The sequence below is a fragment of the Dyadobacter flavalbus genome (genome assembly GCF_006149045.1).
GTDB classification, from domain to species: domain Bacteria; phylum Bacteroidota; class Bacteroidia; order Cytophagales; family Spirosomataceae; genus Dyadobacter; species Dyadobacter flavalbus.
Genome location: NZ_VBSN01000027.1, coordinates 292,869 through 308,975 on the forward strand (window position 1 = coordinate 292,869; position 16,107 = coordinate 308,975).

Annotated in this window: 16 protein-coding genes and 1 riboswitch; of the genes, 7 read left to right on the forward strand and 9 right to left on the reverse strand. The window is 41.7% G+C overall.

The features are described from left to right. Positions 1 to 132 precede the first annotated feature (132 nt). Together FEM33_RS06545 and FEM33_RS06550 are read left to right on the forward strand one after the other, a co-directional pair. Positions 133 to 1,470: a DEAD/DEAH box helicase gene (locus FEM33_RS06545; protein WP_139011275.1), complete on the forward strand. Its 1,338-nt coding sequence runs from the start codon at positions 133 to 135 to the stop codon at positions 1,468 to 1,470. 66 nt (positions 1,471 to 1,536) lie between these two features. Beyond that, positions 1,537 to 2,277, forward strand: a complete 741-nt coding sequence (locus tag FEM33_RS06550) for a tetratricopeptide repeat protein (RefSeq protein WP_139011276.1) — start codon at positions 1,537 to 1,539, stop codon at positions 2,275 to 2,277. Between the two features lie 66 nt (positions 2,278 to 2,343). On the opposite strand, the gene FEM33_RS06555 is transcribed toward FEM33_RS06550, so the two are convergent. Next, positions 2,344 to 3,423 (reverse strand): YncE family protein, encoded by a 1,080-nt coding sequence (locus FEM33_RS06555; protein ID WP_139011277.1) that lies wholly within the window; start codon positions 3,421 to 3,423, stop codon positions 2,344 to 2,346. Positions 3,424 to 3,438: 15 nt separating this feature from the next. Continuing rightward, positions 3,439 to 5,322: a TonB-dependent receptor plug domain-containing protein gene (locus FEM33_RS06560; RefSeq protein ID WP_229214118.1), complete on the reverse strand. Its 1,884-nt coding sequence runs from the start codon at positions 5,320 to 5,322 to the stop codon at positions 3,439 to 3,441. A 108-nt stretch (positions 5,323 to 5,430) separates the two neighbouring features. Continuing rightward, a riboswitch (cobalamin riboswitch) is annotated at positions 5,431 to 5,634 on the reverse strand. Between the two features lie 189 nt (positions 5,635 to 5,823). Here FEM33_RS06560 and FEM33_RS06565 point away from each other — a divergent pair. Next, complete coding sequence (locus tag FEM33_RS06565) at positions 5,824 to 6,348, forward strand: thioredoxin family protein (RefSeq protein ID WP_229214119.1); 525 nt, start codon at positions 5,824 to 5,826, stop codon at positions 6,346 to 6,348. 1 nt (position 6,349) lies between these two features. Here the strand turns inward: FEM33_RS06565 and prfA are convergent, their stop codons facing one another. Next, positions 6,350 to 7,423, reverse strand: a complete 1,074-nt coding sequence (gene prfA, locus FEM33_RS06570; protein ID WP_139011280.1) for a peptide chain release factor 1 — start codon at positions 7,421 to 7,423, stop codon at positions 6,350 to 6,352. Between the two features lie 143 nt (positions 7,424 to 7,566). Between prfA and FEM33_RS06575 the strand changes: the two genes are divergently transcribed. Both FEM33_RS06575 and FEM33_RS06580 read left to right on the forward strand, forming a co-directional pair. Further along, a complete protein-coding gene (locus tag FEM33_RS06575) occupies positions 7,567 to 8,151 on the forward strand; it encodes a hypothetical protein (protein WP_139011281.1) in 585 nt (194 codons plus the stop codon). Positions 8,152 to 8,254: 103 nt separating this feature from the next. Further along, entirely contained in the window at positions 8,255 to 8,866 is a 612-nt protein-coding gene (locus FEM33_RS06580) for a M48 family metalloprotease (RefSeq protein ID WP_139011282.1), read from the forward strand. Here FEM33_RS06580 and FEM33_RS06585 read toward each other — a convergent pair. The 3 genes from FEM33_RS06585 to FEM33_RS06595 all read right to left on the reverse strand — a co-directional run bounded on the left by FEM33_RS06585 (position 8,861) and on the right by FEM33_RS06595 (position 11,763). After that, a complete protein-coding gene (locus tag FEM33_RS06585; RefSeq protein WP_139011283.1) occupies positions 8,861 to 10,381 on the reverse strand; it encodes a GH3 family acyl-acid amido synthetase in 1,521 nt (506 codons plus the stop codon). The two genes, FEM33_RS06580 and FEM33_RS06585, sit on opposite strands and share 6 nt — an antisense overlap. Before the next feature lie 110 nt (positions 10,382 to 10,491). Then, positions 10,492 to 11,376 (reverse strand): aldo/keto reductase, encoded by an 885-nt coding sequence (locus tag FEM33_RS06590; RefSeq protein ID WP_139011284.1) that lies wholly within the window; start codon positions 11,374 to 11,376, stop codon positions 10,492 to 10,494. A gap of 30 nt (positions 11,377 to 11,406) precedes the next feature. Beyond that, positions 11,407 to 11,763 (reverse strand): DNA gyrase inhibitor YacG, encoded by a 357-nt coding sequence (locus tag FEM33_RS06595; protein WP_138283602.1) that lies wholly within the window; start codon positions 11,761 to 11,763, stop codon positions 11,407 to 11,409. A 746-nt stretch (positions 11,764 to 12,509) separates the two neighbouring features. Between FEM33_RS06595 and FEM33_RS06600 the strand changes: the two genes are divergently transcribed. After that, positions 12,510 to 13,076 carry a Panacea domain-containing protein gene (locus FEM33_RS06600; RefSeq protein WP_139011285.1) on the forward strand — a complete coding sequence of 189 codons (567 nt, stop codon included), beginning with the start codon at positions 12,510 to 12,512 and terminating at the stop codon, positions 13,074 to 13,076. Further along, positions 13,018 to 13,338, forward strand: a complete 321-nt coding sequence (locus FEM33_RS06605) for a hypothetical protein (protein WP_139011286.1) — start codon at positions 13,018 to 13,020, stop codon at positions 13,336 to 13,338. The genes FEM33_RS06600 and FEM33_RS06605 overlap by 59 nt, the downstream gene beginning before the upstream one ends. On the opposite strand, the gene FEM33_RS26290 is transcribed toward FEM33_RS06605, so the two are convergent. The 3 genes from FEM33_RS26290 to FEM33_RS06615 all read right to left on the reverse strand — a co-directional run bounded on the left by FEM33_RS26290 (position 13,335) and on the right by FEM33_RS06615 (position 15,730). Next, on the reverse strand, positions 13,335 to 13,475 hold the full coding sequence (locus FEM33_RS26290; RefSeq protein ID WP_161597075.1) for a hypothetical protein: 141 nt from the start codon (positions 13,473 to 13,475) through the stop codon (positions 13,335 to 13,337). The genes FEM33_RS06605 and FEM33_RS26290 overlap by 4 nt on opposite strands. Before the next feature lie 3 nt (positions 13,476 to 13,478). After that, on the reverse strand, positions 13,479 to 14,390 hold the full coding sequence (locus tag FEM33_RS06610; protein WP_139011287.1) for an IS1595 family transposase: 912 nt from the start codon (positions 14,388 to 14,390) through the stop codon (positions 13,479 to 13,481). A gap of 671 nt (positions 14,391 to 15,061) precedes the next feature. Next, on the reverse strand, positions 15,062 to 15,730 hold the full coding sequence (locus FEM33_RS06615) for a hypothetical protein (RefSeq protein WP_139011288.1): 669 nt from the start codon (positions 15,728 to 15,730) through the stop codon (positions 15,062 to 15,064). Positions 15,731 to 16,107: the final 377 nt, after the last annotated feature.

Consider the following 16,107-nt stretch of genomic DNA (forward strand, 5'->3'; position numbering starts at 1 on the left):
TTTTGAAGAGCGTGTAAAACAGTTCCGGTTTATCAATAAATTGATTTGAATACAATGGCTTCATCTGGATTACGGATGAAGCCATTTATGCATAATATCGGTGACTGCATTTAGTTTTTGTACCTTTGCAGCATGCAAACTACGCAAAACAATTTTGAGCAATTCAAGCTTAACAGGCAATTACTCAACGCCATTGAAGAAGCAGGTTATACAGAACCTACTCCGATACAGGAACAGGCCATACCGCTGGCCATTGCCGGACAGGATATATTAGGCATCGCACAAACAGGAACCGGTAAAACGGCAGCCTATACTTTGCCTTTGCTGATGCGGATCAAATACGCGCAGGGCGAACATCCGCGGGCGCTGATTCTTGCACCTACTCGGGAACTGGCCATGCAGATTTCCGAAACAATCATACAATTAAGCAAATATACTGACATCCGTACGGTTGTACTCTACGGCGGAATAGGACCGAAAGCGCAGACAGAAGCCATTCGCAAAGGTGTGGACATTATTGTAGCAACGCCGGGCCGGTTTATGGACCTTTACTTTAAAGAAGAAATCATCGTAAAGCATCTGAATGTGATGATTCTGGATGAAGCGGATAAAATGATGGATATGGGTTTTATGCCGCAGATCCGCAAATTGCTGGAAATCATTCCGCGTAAAAGACAGAACATGCTTTTCTCGGCAACTTTTTCAGAAAAAGTGGAACGTTTGTCTTACGAATTTCTGGAATTCCCGACAAGAATTGAAATTACACCGCAGGCTACAACGGCCGAAATGGTGGCGCAATCCATGTACGAAGTACCCAACTTCCGGACCAAGATCAATTTGCTGACGAGCTTATTGAAAGATAAGGAAGTTTTTAACCGCGTACTGGTTTTTACACGCAGCAAGGAAGTAGCCGGGCTTGTGCACGAGCATTTGCTGGGCCGGGTTGTAAGGGAACAGGAACTGCGTGTAATTCATGCCAATAAAGGACAGAATACACGTATAAACGCCATGGAGGCATTCAGAGAAGGTTCTGTGCGGGTTATGGTGGCAACGGACGTGGTTTCCAGAGGGATTGATATTACCGAAGTAAGCCATGTCATCAATTTCGACGTTCCGCTGATTTATGAAGATTATGTGCACCGTATCGGACGCACGGGCCGGGCGAATAAAGTAGGCGAGGCCATTACTTTTATTACCATGGCCGACGAATATCATATCCTGAAAATAGAAAAAATGATCCGGATGACGATTCCGAGAAAAGAATTGCCGGAAGATGTTGAAATTGCGCCAACACCTCACAATGAGCGTCAGGATATGTTAAGGGAAATTGACAATCAGAAAAGGAAAGAAGATCCGACCTTTCTGGGTGCTTTTCACGAAAAGAAAAAAACCTTTCATCAGGCTCCGAAATCTGCCGGAAAAACGCATCAAAACCGCCGGAATGCAACAGGAAGAAGTAAAAGGCGGTAACGCAATACAATTTCAATTAATCCGTTTAACTTGGACAATAGAAAACCTGTTTCTATTAAATTTGTTATGAAAGAATCTGTTGTTTTTTGGATTGCAGTTTTGTTACCTGTTTTAGGATTTGCCCAGAACACGCATCTTGCAAGTGCCAGCCCGAATACCGATGCGAATGTTGCTCAGAAAAAGCCGCTTGAACTAAAAGAAAGACGTGTACTTCCGCTTTTTGGGGAAGCAGGCAAAACCTCCGAGCAGATTGATCACGAAATCAAGTTTCTGAGTGAATGTGACAGATCATTTTCAAGCCGGACCGAAGCCAGTAATTTCTTTGCGGCACGTGCCTGGGAATATCTTCAGGAAGGTGCGCTGGATACGGCCTGTTACCGTTTCAACCTTGCGCATTTGCTGAATGATAAAAATGTAGAGGCTTACTGGGGATTGGGCGTAGTTTCCTATCAACGGGAAAACTGGACGGATGCCAAACGCATGCTCAGCCGGGGTATCAACATTCAGAATGATAATGTTGCGCTGCTTGTGGATTTGTCTACAGTGGATTTGAAATTATATGCGCTTACCAATCGTAAAGAAGATCTGGATGAAGCCGGGAAATTGCTGAAACATGCAACGGAATTGGACTCAACTTATGCGCTGGGACAGTATAATCTCGCCTTGCTGCATTATAACCTGAACGAACCGGAAAAATCCTGGGAATATCTGCATCGGGGAAGAGCGCTGGATTTTTCACTGATGAATCTGGATTTTGTTGAATTGCTGAAAGCCAAAATGCCTGATCCTCAGGGATTTTTCAAGTAATAAATTACTCTTCAAACGAAAAAGGTCTCCGCGGAGACCTTTTCGTTTTTATATGATTCCTGAATATTACTTGAAGAAAAATCCGGTAGGAGCAACGCCTACTTTTACAGAATCGACAACACTTCCGTCCGTACGATAGCGAACTGCATATCCGGCCTGCGCGTACGAAGGCGTAACAGCAGCGTAAATCAGACCTTGTGAAGGATCGACGGACAAGCCGGTGAATATCCTTTTGATAAAGGGCGTGTTCACATCAATCTGTGCATCCGTAATGCCGAATTTGTACGTTTCACCGTGGCTTACGTAATTGGCATCGCTGTAAGAAAGTACAAAGAAAATCGTCTTGCGGTCGGAGCTGAAAGCGAAATTGCTGGCCGATTTTTTCTGGTCTGTACCGATTGCCAGCGTTGCTTCTGCCGCATTGGTTTCCGTGTTCATGCGGATGGCCTGCGTGCCGGCACTTACCCAAAGTTTTCCGTTTGCATCAATTCCGATCGGAGCAGGTGCTCCGTTCAGAGCAATGGTTTTTTCGATTTCGTCCGTGGATGTATTGATAACCGTGAGCGTTTTTCCTCCGCCGTAAGAAACAGTTCCTACGTAAAGTTTTCCATTGTTGTAAACCAGATTTTCAGGGCCCGAGTTAATGTTGATTTTTTTAACAAACCGGTTGGACGGAAGTTCTATAACAGCGATGTAACCCGTTTTGTAAGAATAATCCGCGTTACTTCCCCAGCAGGAAATATAAACCTTGTTACCGGCTGCAACAATTTCGCGTGGATTATCAATTTCCGAAGCTCCGATGGTCGTTACCGTTTCAAAAGTATTGCTGTTTACAATCACCGCTTTATCCAGTCCCGATCCCGAATTGTCAACAAGTACAACGCCGCGGTCGCCGATTTCGGCATAGCCCTGTACGCCGCCGTTAAGCGGAGCATTATTGACCGTCGAGAAAATATCCGCTTCCGCAGTAGTCTGTTCTCTTGTGAAAAAAGAAACGGCACCGTTATTCTGTGAAAAATTTCCTTCATTGATAACAAATACCCCCTGCACATAATTGCCTTTCGGAGTCGGGTCGCTCTGGTTACAGGACCACAGGAAAGAGGACAAAGATGCTGTTACTGCTAATCTGATTAACTGTTTGTTCATTTTTGATTGGATTTATTAAAAGTATTTTATTTTGGCCGGCTGATCATAGCTGATAATCAAACTTAATGCAAAACTTCTTCCGGGCATGGCATTGTTCCGTACATTCAGATAAAACGTATCGGAAATATTATTGATCTGTCCCTGAAAACGTATTTTGGCTTTGTTCAGGTGTAATGTCGTTTCTGCAAGCAAATTGGCAAGCATATAGCTGTCCAGGTGCTGCGTGTTGTCAAAAGTAGCAAAACGTTTGCTGGTTGTCTGGATCTGGGCAGTAAGCCGTGTGCTTTTATGCTGTATAAATGCAATGAAACTGCCGGTATGAACCGGAACAAACACAAGCTGCTTGCCAATAATATCGAGTGAATAAGCGTCATAAGCTTTTTCCTGCGTGCTTTTATTCAGTGCATAATTAAGATTTGCTCCCGATTTCCATTCTGCGGAGCTGTTTTTCCAGCCGGCCTGCAGTTCGATTCCTTTTGCAAGGACCTGCTGCAAATTCTCCACACGGTAATTTCTGGAAGCATTCCAGTAAGTCCAGTCTTTGATGCGGTTGTGATATGCAGTCAGAGAGGCAGAAAACGAATTGCTGTTATCCGGCAAATAATTCTGTTCAAAACCGATTTCCTTGTTCCAGCCATTTTCGGGTTTTATGTCCGGATTGCCGAGATCTTTCCAGAAACGTTCATTTAAGGTCGGAACGCGATAGCTTTTTCCAACGGAGCCTTTGAATTTCAAATTGTAATCCGGATTTCTGACCAGATAATATTCAGTGCCCAGTGAAGGCGTGAACGGCGGATTGTACCTGGTTACAAAAGCCTGACGCAGATTGACGGAAACAAGCAGGCAGGAAGTTGCCTGAAAACGCGTGAGCACGTAAAGGTCGCTCCGGTTTTCCGAATTGACCGGCGAAACGTAGCCTGCGACCTGCGCGCGGTAATGCGTCCATTCTCCGCCGGCTTTTACCTGAATGCTGCTGTTGTTGCCAAATGTACGGCTGAAATCTTTTTCAATCCGGTTCGAGAATTTGTCCGTAACTGCATGATCCGGCCTGGAAAGATCACCTTTGGCATAATCGATGATATCACGAACCCACGAAGTCCGGAAACTGAACGCTTTTTGCTGATACCGGATCATGGTCCGGTATGCTTTGGTAAAAGTCTGTTCCCTGCCGGCGGTATCTTCCGGAGTTAAAGTAAGGTTGTTTTCGGTCAGCCAGACATGCGCCGACAATTCCCTGCCGTTTGCTGACTGGAAAAATAAATCCTGAACCAAACCCCGCTGAAATGTTTCCGAAGGCAGTATGGCATATTTTCTTCGTTCGGTATACGGATAATCATTTTTGATGCGGCCATCGTACACGCTGGTTTTTCCGGAAAATGTATATTTTGGATGAATGGCTTTTCCGTATTGTGCCGTCAGCTGCGTCTGGCTATTGTTAAAACTTTCCTGCTGCCTGCCGATGGATAAATGCAAGGACTGGGCAGGCGCTGTGCTTCCGAGCAGAATGCTTCCGCCGACTGCATCCGAGCCTACAATGCTGGCCGCAGAGCCATACTGAACCGAAAGTTCATCAAATCCTGCAACAGGGATCGTTGAAAAATCCGTTTGTCCAAGAATAGGAGAGTTGATATTCAGTCCGTTCCATAAAACTGCCGTATGATTAGCCGACGTTCCGCGGAAGGAAACAGTATTTAATTGCCCATGGCCATAGTTTTTGAAAGCCAGCGGCGTGTACAAGGAAAGCAGATCGCTGATGTTCTGAAAACGGAAATTGTTCCGTGCAGCCGAATCCATTTTCTGTACTTTAAGCCCGCTCATAAACCGTTCCGGCGCAAATCCGCGAATGGTTACGGTTTCAAGCCCTACGCTGTCACTTTGCGCCTGAACATTTTCAGACACAAAAAAGCCGGCAGTGACAGAAAGAATCAGAAGAAGCTTCCGCTTGTTAAACACACAAAAAGGATAATGAATGAGCAAATGCTTTCCGTTCTTCCTCCGAAAACGTACAAACAGTAATTGGTTCCGGCAGGTCTCCTGGCTTGTCCTGCTGATTCCGGCGCCTTCCCGTTTGTCAGAACAGTGGCAATGCAGATAGAATCAGCGTTTGTGGACTTACAGTTGCGGGGACAGCTCCCGAATAAAACGGGATTCCCTATTAAGCCTTACTGCTGCATAAAAGCAGTGTTCGGCACCAAAACGCTGCAAAGGTAGGAAAATGAATTGATTTATGACGCCGGCTTGTTCTTCGTAAGTCGATACCCGACTTTTTCTGTTGGCTGTAATGGGTTGATATGTGGAGAAACTTAAATTCTTTGCCGGAACTTTTATACTTGTGTTTAACTTTATTCTGGCAAATAACTTCTTATGAAAAATTTGTTCAATTGCGTTCTTCCGGTCTTAGTGATTCTAATTTGCTTAACCGGTTTCCAATCCGACAAATCGGTTTCGGGAGCGCAGGGAATTCAGTGGCTGACAATTGAGCAGGCTTATGCCAAAACCAAGACGGAACCAAGAAAGATCTTGATTGATGTTTACACGGATTGGTGCGGATGGTGCAAAGTAATGGACCGCGAAACCTTCAGAAACAAGGCAGTAATCGATTACGTCAATAAAAAGTATTATGCAGTAAAGCTTGATGCTGAACAGAAACAGCCGATCATGCTGGATAATACAAAATTCGAGTTCATTGCAGAAGGCGGCAGAGGAATTCACCAGCTTGCGCTGGCATTAACGAATAATCAGCCGAGTTTCCCGACTACGGTATTTCTGGATGAGAAATTTCAGATGATACAGCCTTTGCCCGGGTACCTGAAAGCAAAGGAGTATCATCAGGTAATTACTTTTATCGGAGACGGATATTATAAAAAGGAAGCCTTTGAAACGTATAAATCAAAGACCTACAATGCCATTTACGCTTCCAGGTAAATTAAACGGTTTCTCCTTCCTGCATTCTTTCCGCGTTTTCGGCAATCCTTAATTTCTCAATGAATTCACCGATATCGCCTTCCATCACAGCCGGAAGGTTATAAACCGTATAGCCGATGCGGTGATCTGTAATGCGGCTCTGCGGATAGTTGTAAGTACGGATCTTATCGGAACGGTCGCCGCTGCCGACCATGGATTTACGCTGTGAACTGATGGCGTCGTTATGCTTTTTAAGCTCGATTTCGTACAATCTGGAACGCAGCACGCTTAATGCACGATCTTTGTTTTTCAATTGAGAACGTTCATCCTGGCAGCTTACGACAAGGCCGGAAGGGATGTGCGTAAGCCTTACCGCAGAATAAGTTGTGTTTACCGACTGTCCGCCGGCTCCCGACGACTGAAAGGTATCCACGCGGATGTCATTCATGTTGATCTGCACATCCACTTCTTCTGCTTCGGGCAACACAGCCACCGAAGCCGCGGAAGTATGGATTCTGCCCTGTGATTCGGTCTGAGGAACGCGCTGCACGCGGTGTACGCCGGATTCGAACTTCATTTTACCGTATACATCTTCGCCTTCCACTTTACAGATAATTTCCTTGTAACCTCCGTTGGTGCCTTCCGTAAAATCCATAATAGATGAACGCCAGCCCATTCTCTCAAAAAAGCGCTGATACATCCGGAACAGGTCGCCTGCAAAAATTGCCGCTTCGTCGCCGCCGGTTCCTCCTCTTATTTCCAGAATTATATTTCTGCTGTCATTCGGATCTTTCGGGATCAAAAGTTCTTTTATGGATTGTTCCAGTTCTTCCAGTTTCGGAGTGAGCTCGTCCAGTTCTTCTTTGGCCATTTCCCTCAGTTCCTCATCTTTTTCGGTTGCAATGAGCTCTTTGGTACCGGCAATGTCTTTCTGGATTTTCTGATAAGCATTATAATATTCAACAATACGGCCTAGATCTTTGTATTCCTTGCTAATTTTGGAATAGCGTGCAGAGTCGGATACAATTTCCGGCTGTATAATCTGTTGCGAAACTTCTTCGAAACGTTCTTTTATGGCTTCTAATTTATCAATCATCTCGGTAAAAATCTTTGGCATTACCCATTCGGGGCACAAAGATAGGCAATTTAGATAAAAGGAACGTTTTTAAGGTGTTCGCCGTATCTTGTGAATTTCACATTGTTACATAACGTTATCATAAAGTATAATTTAAATAAAAGATGAAACTGAAACTGTTTTATGCCGCAGCCTTGCTCTGCTTTTTATCAGCATGTGATATGGGCGGCCGTGTTGAAAATACAAAAGAACTTTCCCGGGAAATTAAAGCTTCACAAATCAAAAGGGTTACGAATACGCAGCTTGTTTATACTGCCGACGAATGGGGAAAAAAAATCGCTCAGATTGCCGAAAAATCGCTTAAAAACCAATTGGGCAAAACGCCTGAAAAAGCCGGCGAACTTTGTAAAAACCTTTCGTCCATACCTGTGGTTGAAGCTTTGCAAAAGGAATACGGCGTACGCGTGTCACTGGTGGGAAAAGAAGATATCACAAACACCGGTTTGGCTGCCAAGGAACGTGAAGTACTGGAAGCTTATCTGTACAGCGCCGAAAAAAAAATGACCGCCAACGATAACATTCAGCAATTGAATGACACGCTTCTGGTTTACAATGCACCCGTTGCAGCGGAAAGTCCGGTATGCAGAGTATGCATGGCGGGTTCGGATACTTCTTTTGCCGTATGGCGTTTGGTGTTTAATAAAAAGGATATAATCAGGAAGCTGGATGCCAAACAATTGAAAGATTAGCGTAGCAGAATGTTCGGTTAAGTTGTAAAGAAATTTCGTCTGTAATCTGGAATAATTTTTTTAACTTGACCCTGATCTGATACTTTTAAATCAGAACATTGCTATGTCAGATTTATTGAATAACCCGTCAGCATCTGATGAATTCGATCAGTACAAAATAAACAAGATTATCCCAAAAGTTCTTGAAAACGAGATTTTAAAGGCGCTGTCCTTTTATCCTGAATTAAAGGAAACGCACATCGATTTTGTTTTTAAAAAGAATATAAGGCGTTCGGTAATGCAGGCGCAGCCCAAGGTGCTTTCCATATTTGGCAAACAGCGGGCTTACAACATCAATATCAGCGCATTGTTCAGACTGAAAACGTCGGCCATTCCCATTCATCAGCTTCCGCCGAACATCATCATCGGCTGGATCGGACACGAACTGGGCCACATCATGGATTATGAAAACCGGAATATGCCGGGCATGATCCGGTTTGGCGTTGGCTATCTGCTTTCTTCAAAATACGTACGCGAGGCCGAACGGGCAGCAGACACTTTTGCTGTAAATCACGGGCTTGGAAAGTATATCCTGGAAACCAAGCATTTTATACTGAACAACGCAAATCTGTCAGAAAAATACAAACAGAAAATAGCCCGTTTGTATCTTTCGCCAGACGATATTATGGAACAGGTTATGAAGCTGGAAACCGGACAGAACGGAAAAAGCTCATAGGTTTTTTTCTGCAAAGCCGGCAAATTCAAGGAAATCTTCTTCTTTCATGACACGCGGAATTTTTACCTGTCCTCCAAGCTTTTTGGTTTCTTCACTCCATTTGTAGAAAATTTCTTCAGGTATGAGTTCAACTTCTACACCTTTGAGTGCTCTGGTTCTGGCGACGTTGTAATTCTTGTTGTTTTCTTTCAGGGTTTTGTCGAGTGCTTCTGCAACCTGAACTTTATCGAGTGACTTGTCGCAGCTTATGAACCACTTATGTATGTACTCTTCGTTTCTGTGAACAGCGGCTACAATGAATTCCTTCATGATGGTATCGTACTCTTTTTCAAGTACACGCAAAGCGTCGTTCATCTGATTTACAGAAAGCTGTGAACCCACTACATTAAGGAAATGCTTTGTGCGGCCGGTAATTTTTATTTCTGCTCTTGCCTTGTCCGTAATTGTAACGGTATCGCCGATCATGTACCGCCATGCGCCTGAAACCGTAGAAATCAGTAAAACATATTCCTTGTTTTCTTCTGCGTCATCCAGTGAAAATACCTTTGTGCCGGGTTTTACAAGTCCGTTTTCATCCACATGGTCGCCATCAAAAGGTACGAATTCATAAAAAATCCCGTTGTCCGGAAAAAGCGCCATGGAAGTTGTATCCGGCCGTTTTTGTATGGCAATAAAGCCTTCGGATGCAAGGTACGTGTCAATGTAGATAAGCGGATGCGCCAGTAACTGTTCAAGGCTTTTCTTGTAAGGCTCAAAGGCTACGCCGCCTGTTGTATAGACCATCAGGTTCGGCCATATTTCATGAATATTGCTGAGCTTGTGATAACTGATAATTTCTTTCAGCATCAGTTCTATCCAGGCCGGAATACCTGAAATGCAGCCTATATCCCATTTCGGAGCTTCTTCGGCAATTTTCCTGACACGTTCGTCCCAGTCTGAAATGTCGGCAATTTCACGTCCGGGTTTGTAAAATCCGCCAAACCAGGTTGGAAGGTTACTGGCGGAAATCCCGCTGATCTCGCCTTCTTTGTGGTCGTCTTTCTCGATCAGGCTTGTGCTGCTTCCCAGCATCAGGATTTGTTTGGTAAAAAAATCACCGGGCAGGTTGAATGCACTCAGACTGGCAATTTCCTGAATTCCTGCTTTTCGGATCGACTCGAGCATGGCATCTGTTACCGGAATGTGCTTGCTGTTGCTGGTTGTTCCGCTGCTGAGCGCAAAATAATTCTGTCCGCCCGGCCAGGTTACATTCTGATGTCCTTCCAGCAAATAGTGCCACCATTCGGCATGCATTTTATCATAGTCGTGAACGGGAACTTTGCTTTGGAATGCAGCAACGACATCTTCGCTTTCAAGAATTTCTGTAAAATGATAAGCTTTGCCAAACGCCGTAAGCCGTGCAGTTCCAAGCAGATTTTCAAGTACTTTTTTCTGTGCTTTTACAGGATCCGGATCGCTCATGATCATACCCGTAAAATCAATCGCTTTTTTGATAAGCTCGCCAATAACTGCCATTTGAACGTGGGATAAACTTTAAGAAATATTTTCAGCTGTATACGCTGTTTCAAAAAGTCATGCCGAAACACGTCTGCAATGCTCAGGCTTGTTCTGGATTTTACAGGTGATCAGTAAACTTTGTTTCCGGCAGCATGATATATTTCATACCAGTCTTCATTGCTCAGCCTGATTTCGGATGCACTTGCCGCATTTCTGATCCGGGATTCGGAAAGGGAACCGATAATCGGCAAAGTGCCCAGTTTCATCAGCCATGCCACAGCAGTCTGTTCTATGTTTGCATGGTAGTTCTTTCCGACTTCTTCCAGTTTGGCGCGCAGCCTTACTACTTTTTCATCGGTACCGTTCAGAATTTTACCTCCTGCAAGCGGCGCCCATGCAAGCGGTTTGCTGAAATTCTGTTTGATAAAATCAATCCGGCCATCTTCAATCGCCGTTGTGTTCATCAGGTTCAGCTCGATGTGATTGGTCACAATCGGGATTCTTAGATAAGATGCAAGCAGCTGGTGCTGAAAAACAGTGAAATTGGCAACGCCGATATGCTTGGCCTTTCCGGATTTTACAATTTCTGCAAGCGCCCCGGCCGTCTCCTCAGGATCGGTCAGAAAGTCACTTTGGTGCAGCAGAAAAATATCTACATAGTCGGTTTTAAGCCTTTGTAACGAGCCGTTGATGCTGTTGATAATGTGATTATGCGAAGTATCGTAGTAAGTCAGGTAACCGTTTTTAGATTTTCTTATCCCGCATTTGCTGAACAGGACAATATCGTCCCGTTTAAAAGATTTGTTCCGGATAATTTTTCCAAAGTGTTCTTCAATGGTAAAATCACCGTAAACATCCGCGTGATCAAAAGTGTTTATGCCCAGATCCAGGCAAAGGTTAACTGTTTTCTCGATCTGAGAAGTGGTTTGAACACCTTCATCGGTCCATCTCCAGAAACCATAAACTGCTTCGGACACTTTCGGGCCGGAATCGCTAAGACTTACTTTTTTCATTCGTGCGGAATTTGAATTTTTTGCAAATATCTATTTATCCAATCGTTTATCTTTTACAATCAGATAAAAATCATTTTCGAGGTCAAGATATCCATAATCGTAAACAAAATAATAGATACTGCCTTTCAATGTAGGGCGGACGCTGGTTATAAGGTTGAAGTCAAAGCCTTTGTTCACAAGAATGCTTTTGGTCGTTTTGGATTTTTCTTCCGGGCACAGTTCTTCCAGAATCCTGCGGTTTTTGCGCAGTTGATTGTTCATGTTCCGGATTACATTATAGGAATCTGAATTCAGCCGGTTGTTGTAGCTGTTCCGGCACATATCGGAGCAGAACTTTTTATCTACCCTTCCCATCAGAGGTTTCCCGCATTCAAGGCAATTCTTCATTCATTGTACTGGTTTAATTTGAATCCGTTTGCAGATTCAAACAGTGTGTATATATAACGACTCTTCGCGCAATATAGTAAAATTCATTTGTTCCGGGCAACCAAAAGCGCTTTTTCCGTTTGCAAACGACTGCAAATGTTTTTATATGACTGTAAACGGCGACTATATACGACTTGGGACAAGAGGGAAACAAAGGGCAAAGCCCTAAAAGTGGGAAGATTCAGAAAGTTGTAATTCATTAGTGTCAATACACTTAGGCTTTCTCATAGCCTGAATTACACTTTTAATTTCAAAGAGCGGATCAATCCCCTAATAGCATATACTGATCAAGTAAAACTCCTAGGGTACGGTCAGTACCGAGATTGCAAGAATTTCAAAAATACACTATGGCTTAGTACTTAGCAAATTTATAAATATGATATTAATAAAATCAAAAAATTGATATTAAAAATATCTTTTAACAAAAAAATTATTATATTTGAACCTATTTTAAGCCTAAAAGAACCCATTTTTTGTTAGTATGTACTTTAAAAGGAGTTTCTACAGTAATAATAGGTGATTATCAAGCACATGAACCAAAATATTTTTACTTTGTTTTGGTTCGTATATTTTATATCAATACTTTTAGTTTCTAAAATACCGTCTTTATTTATTATGAGTATCAACGCTTCCTTTTTCAACGTACTATTAAAAGGTTGACGATCTTATAGTTCCTCTTTAATTAATCTATTAAACTTTCATATACTATGATTGCAGCCAACAAAACAAATTCAGTTACTGAAAAAACTAGGGAGCTGTTAATATATATTGCCAATCAACTTCAGGACAAGCCAAATTATGGCGCAACACTCTTGAATAAAGCATTTTATTTTATTGATAGCGTTTCCTATTTGAAACGAAGAGAGCCTATTAGCTCTTTTTTGTACGAAAAACAAAAAAATGGGCCAACTCCTAAACCAAGTCAATTATTAAGTTTAAGAGATGAGCTATGCGAAAACGGAGATATTACTATTGTAGAAAAAGAACGGTTTGGGTTTATTCAGAAAAAACTTATTGCTAAGCGCCCATCAAATAATGAATTATTTAGTAAGGATGAAATCATTTTAATAGATGAAGTCTTGAAAAATATTTGCGATATTAGCGCTACGGATATAAGTGACTTCTCTCACCAGTTTATGGCATGGAAGTACGCGCGTGATAGAGAAGAATTGCCTCTTTTCACATATCTGTTAACTTATAAAACAGCATCTGAAAATGACAGGAATTGGGCGAATTCAAAACTTAACCAGCGAGTCACTATGTCAAATTATTAGAGAGAAAGAGTTTGACGAAAGCGTAAAAGAGATTTTAAAGGAATTTGATCGAATATTTGAACTTGATTCTGCGATAGATTGGGTTTTATCCCGAAATCCAACACCAGAAGAAATAGAAAAAATAGATGAGCTTGGTCATTATTTGTGGGTTACAGAAGATTTTACAAGATTTGGTATTCCATCAGTAAGAATTCTGTATAACTATGACGAGATTGAGAGAATTGTAACTTTGATCGGCATTGAAAAAAGCAGTTCAGATTAATCTGAACTGCTTTTTTTAGCCTCCTTCTTTCTTGGCTTTAAAGCCGCAGCAATCATATCTTCAAAGGTGCCTTTTACAGACACCTTTGTTTCATATTTATCAGCCCTCTTTTTTGGCTCTTTCTTTTTTTCTTCCATAACCTACTTCTTTATAAGGTCGGTATATCTTAATCTTTTACCTTCTGCACGTCCAACTGATAGCTCAAAACGGGTAGTGTCCTTAATCTTTCTGCTATTATAACGAAATCCGAATTCATTACAATATCTATGAAGATGTTTTGGGCTAACATTGTGGTATATACCGATAATACCTCTTTTTAGCAGGCTCCAGAAGTTTTCAATGTTGTTTGTATGGAAAACCCTATCAATAACATACTGTCCTTCTGAATGCTTAACAGCAGTATGTTTGTAATCTTTGCCTAATCCTACGTAGGATTTGTAAGAATCAGTTATTAAAGTAGCTGATGTACTTACTTTTGCCCTCATAATGCCTTGAAGTACTTCTCCTGTTGTTTCTTCAACAACATAAGTACTAACATTTCCTTCTCTTTCAAGAACACCTACAACAGGCGTTTTATCCTTTTCGCCTTCTTTTGTTTTCTTATTAGCGTGACGGTTTTTGTTTTTACCGCCTACATAAGTTTCATCAACTTCAACAGTTCCTTCAAGCAATTCTGGTGCATTTTCAGTCAGCATTTCACGTATACGATGCAAAACGAACCAAGCAGTTTTCTGAGTAATATTAAGATCTCGGCTTAATTGCAAGCTACTGATACCTTTTTTGTGGGCAGTACATAGGTACATTGCGGCAAACCAAGTGCGAAGGCCAATCTTTGTGTTTTCAAAGATAGTGCCGCTAATTACTGTGAATTTCTTATGGCATTCTTTGTTGCCACACTTGTAACCACGATTAGTAGTGTACACCTTTTGGCATCCGCAATGAGGGCAAGCAGGGGTGTCTCCCCAACGCTTTTCAGCTAAATAGTTTTTGCAGGTTTCTTCATCCTTGAAGAAGTCCAGAACTTGTAGTAAACTGTTGAATTGAGAAGTCATTTTTGCTTGTCCGTTTAACTTGTACAAATATACAAATTAATAACTTAATGGGACAAGGATTTACAAAAATATTTACAAAAACATTTACAAAAATTTGATTATATGCTTGTCTTTAATCAACTAAATTAGTACTTTTGTCTTGTAATGCAGATAGGTCGACTACAAATGAATGTAATCGACCATATTTGATACAAGTGAGACCGGATATATTTTCGAATCTCACAGGATTTCAAAAGACTAGTGGGGGAGCGACCCCTCTTTTGGCTTTAGCCAAGTCTAATTGAAATAATTTGAAATGGTTTCCATTACTCCCAATGGCTTACCATTTAATGTTCAGAATTACGATCTTTTGATCGTGATTGTTCTTTTTACAATAACACGTACTGGAACTATAACAGTGCGTTTAATTGAAATCGAACGGGTTGTGCGCCTTATCATCGTTTTAACCTGTTTAATTTGAATAGATAGACTCCCATCCTTTTAACGACGTGGGCGATTTATCACCGATTATCTGCAATTGTTAATCTTGAACATTAATAATTGCGAAAAATAATGTGGAGGGCGCGAGAGTCGAACTCGAATGTAGACAACGCCAATTGTTACCCGCGACCTTTGCGTCGCCCCCCTATTTCTTTCAAAAGCACCTGCTTAAACAGGTGCTTTTGTTATATTCACCTGCCATTTGGTGGATATATTTCCTGGACATTAAATTGATCAAAATTTAACCTTAGCCTTTTTTGAAGACTTTTTAATGACTCAGGCTTAGGTTGCGCCTTTTCAAATATCAAAGCAGACCCATAGTATCTGCCTCTCTCCCCTAAAATCTGTATTGCGCCAACTTCGCCTCGTTGATGGAGTGTTGTTAAAGCATTACTAATGCTTGACTCTAAGCGTTTCCTTTCTTCCTGATTACTTTCACCCATGCCATCTAAAAAGTCACTAAGTGATAAAAACTCCCTTGAGTTATCTAAAACACTTTTAGTATACTCCCGCCAACCTGGAAAACCTTGTTCTCGCCAAAATTTATTCTGTATTCGATAACTTGAATTTGATTCCGGAACCCTAGTTTCAATTCTTAGATTTCTATCTCCTGAATTTATTATCTCTGCATTATCTAGTAACTGCGAGCCAGATGTAAGAGCGTGGTAATTACCAGTATTAACTAGATGTTCATCCATAGCTAATTCCAATGCTCTTTGCGCTTCACTAAGCCTTAGTTGTGCTAAATGCACTTTATGCTCTGATTCATGTAACCTCTTTATAACAATAGATGCAAATTCGTCCGCTAAGGACTTATTTACTACTACTTGAATTGGCTTATGATCTGAAATAATTTTCATACAACAAAATTTCTATTACAATAGTACGAGATATGTTTATAAACTCCAAATGTTTTAAGAAAATTATCTAATAATTTGTAGACGTTCTCTAATTTGGGTCAATTTGTTAGTGATAACGTTAGAATACGTATATACGTTTCATTGAATATAATAGTTGTACAGCAGCACATTGTTTCACGTCTTTATCCGTTTGCAAGCGACTACACCCGACTATAAGCGATTATTACCCGAATCATATTTCTTCAATCCTGCACCTTTGTATCGCAAATCGGAGCAGGAAAAGTGTTTGTCCCAACTGCTATATAGTTGCCCTGTAAACAGTTAACAACCGAATCACTTTCCGACAATCCGCTTCATTTGCATTGTCGATTCACAAT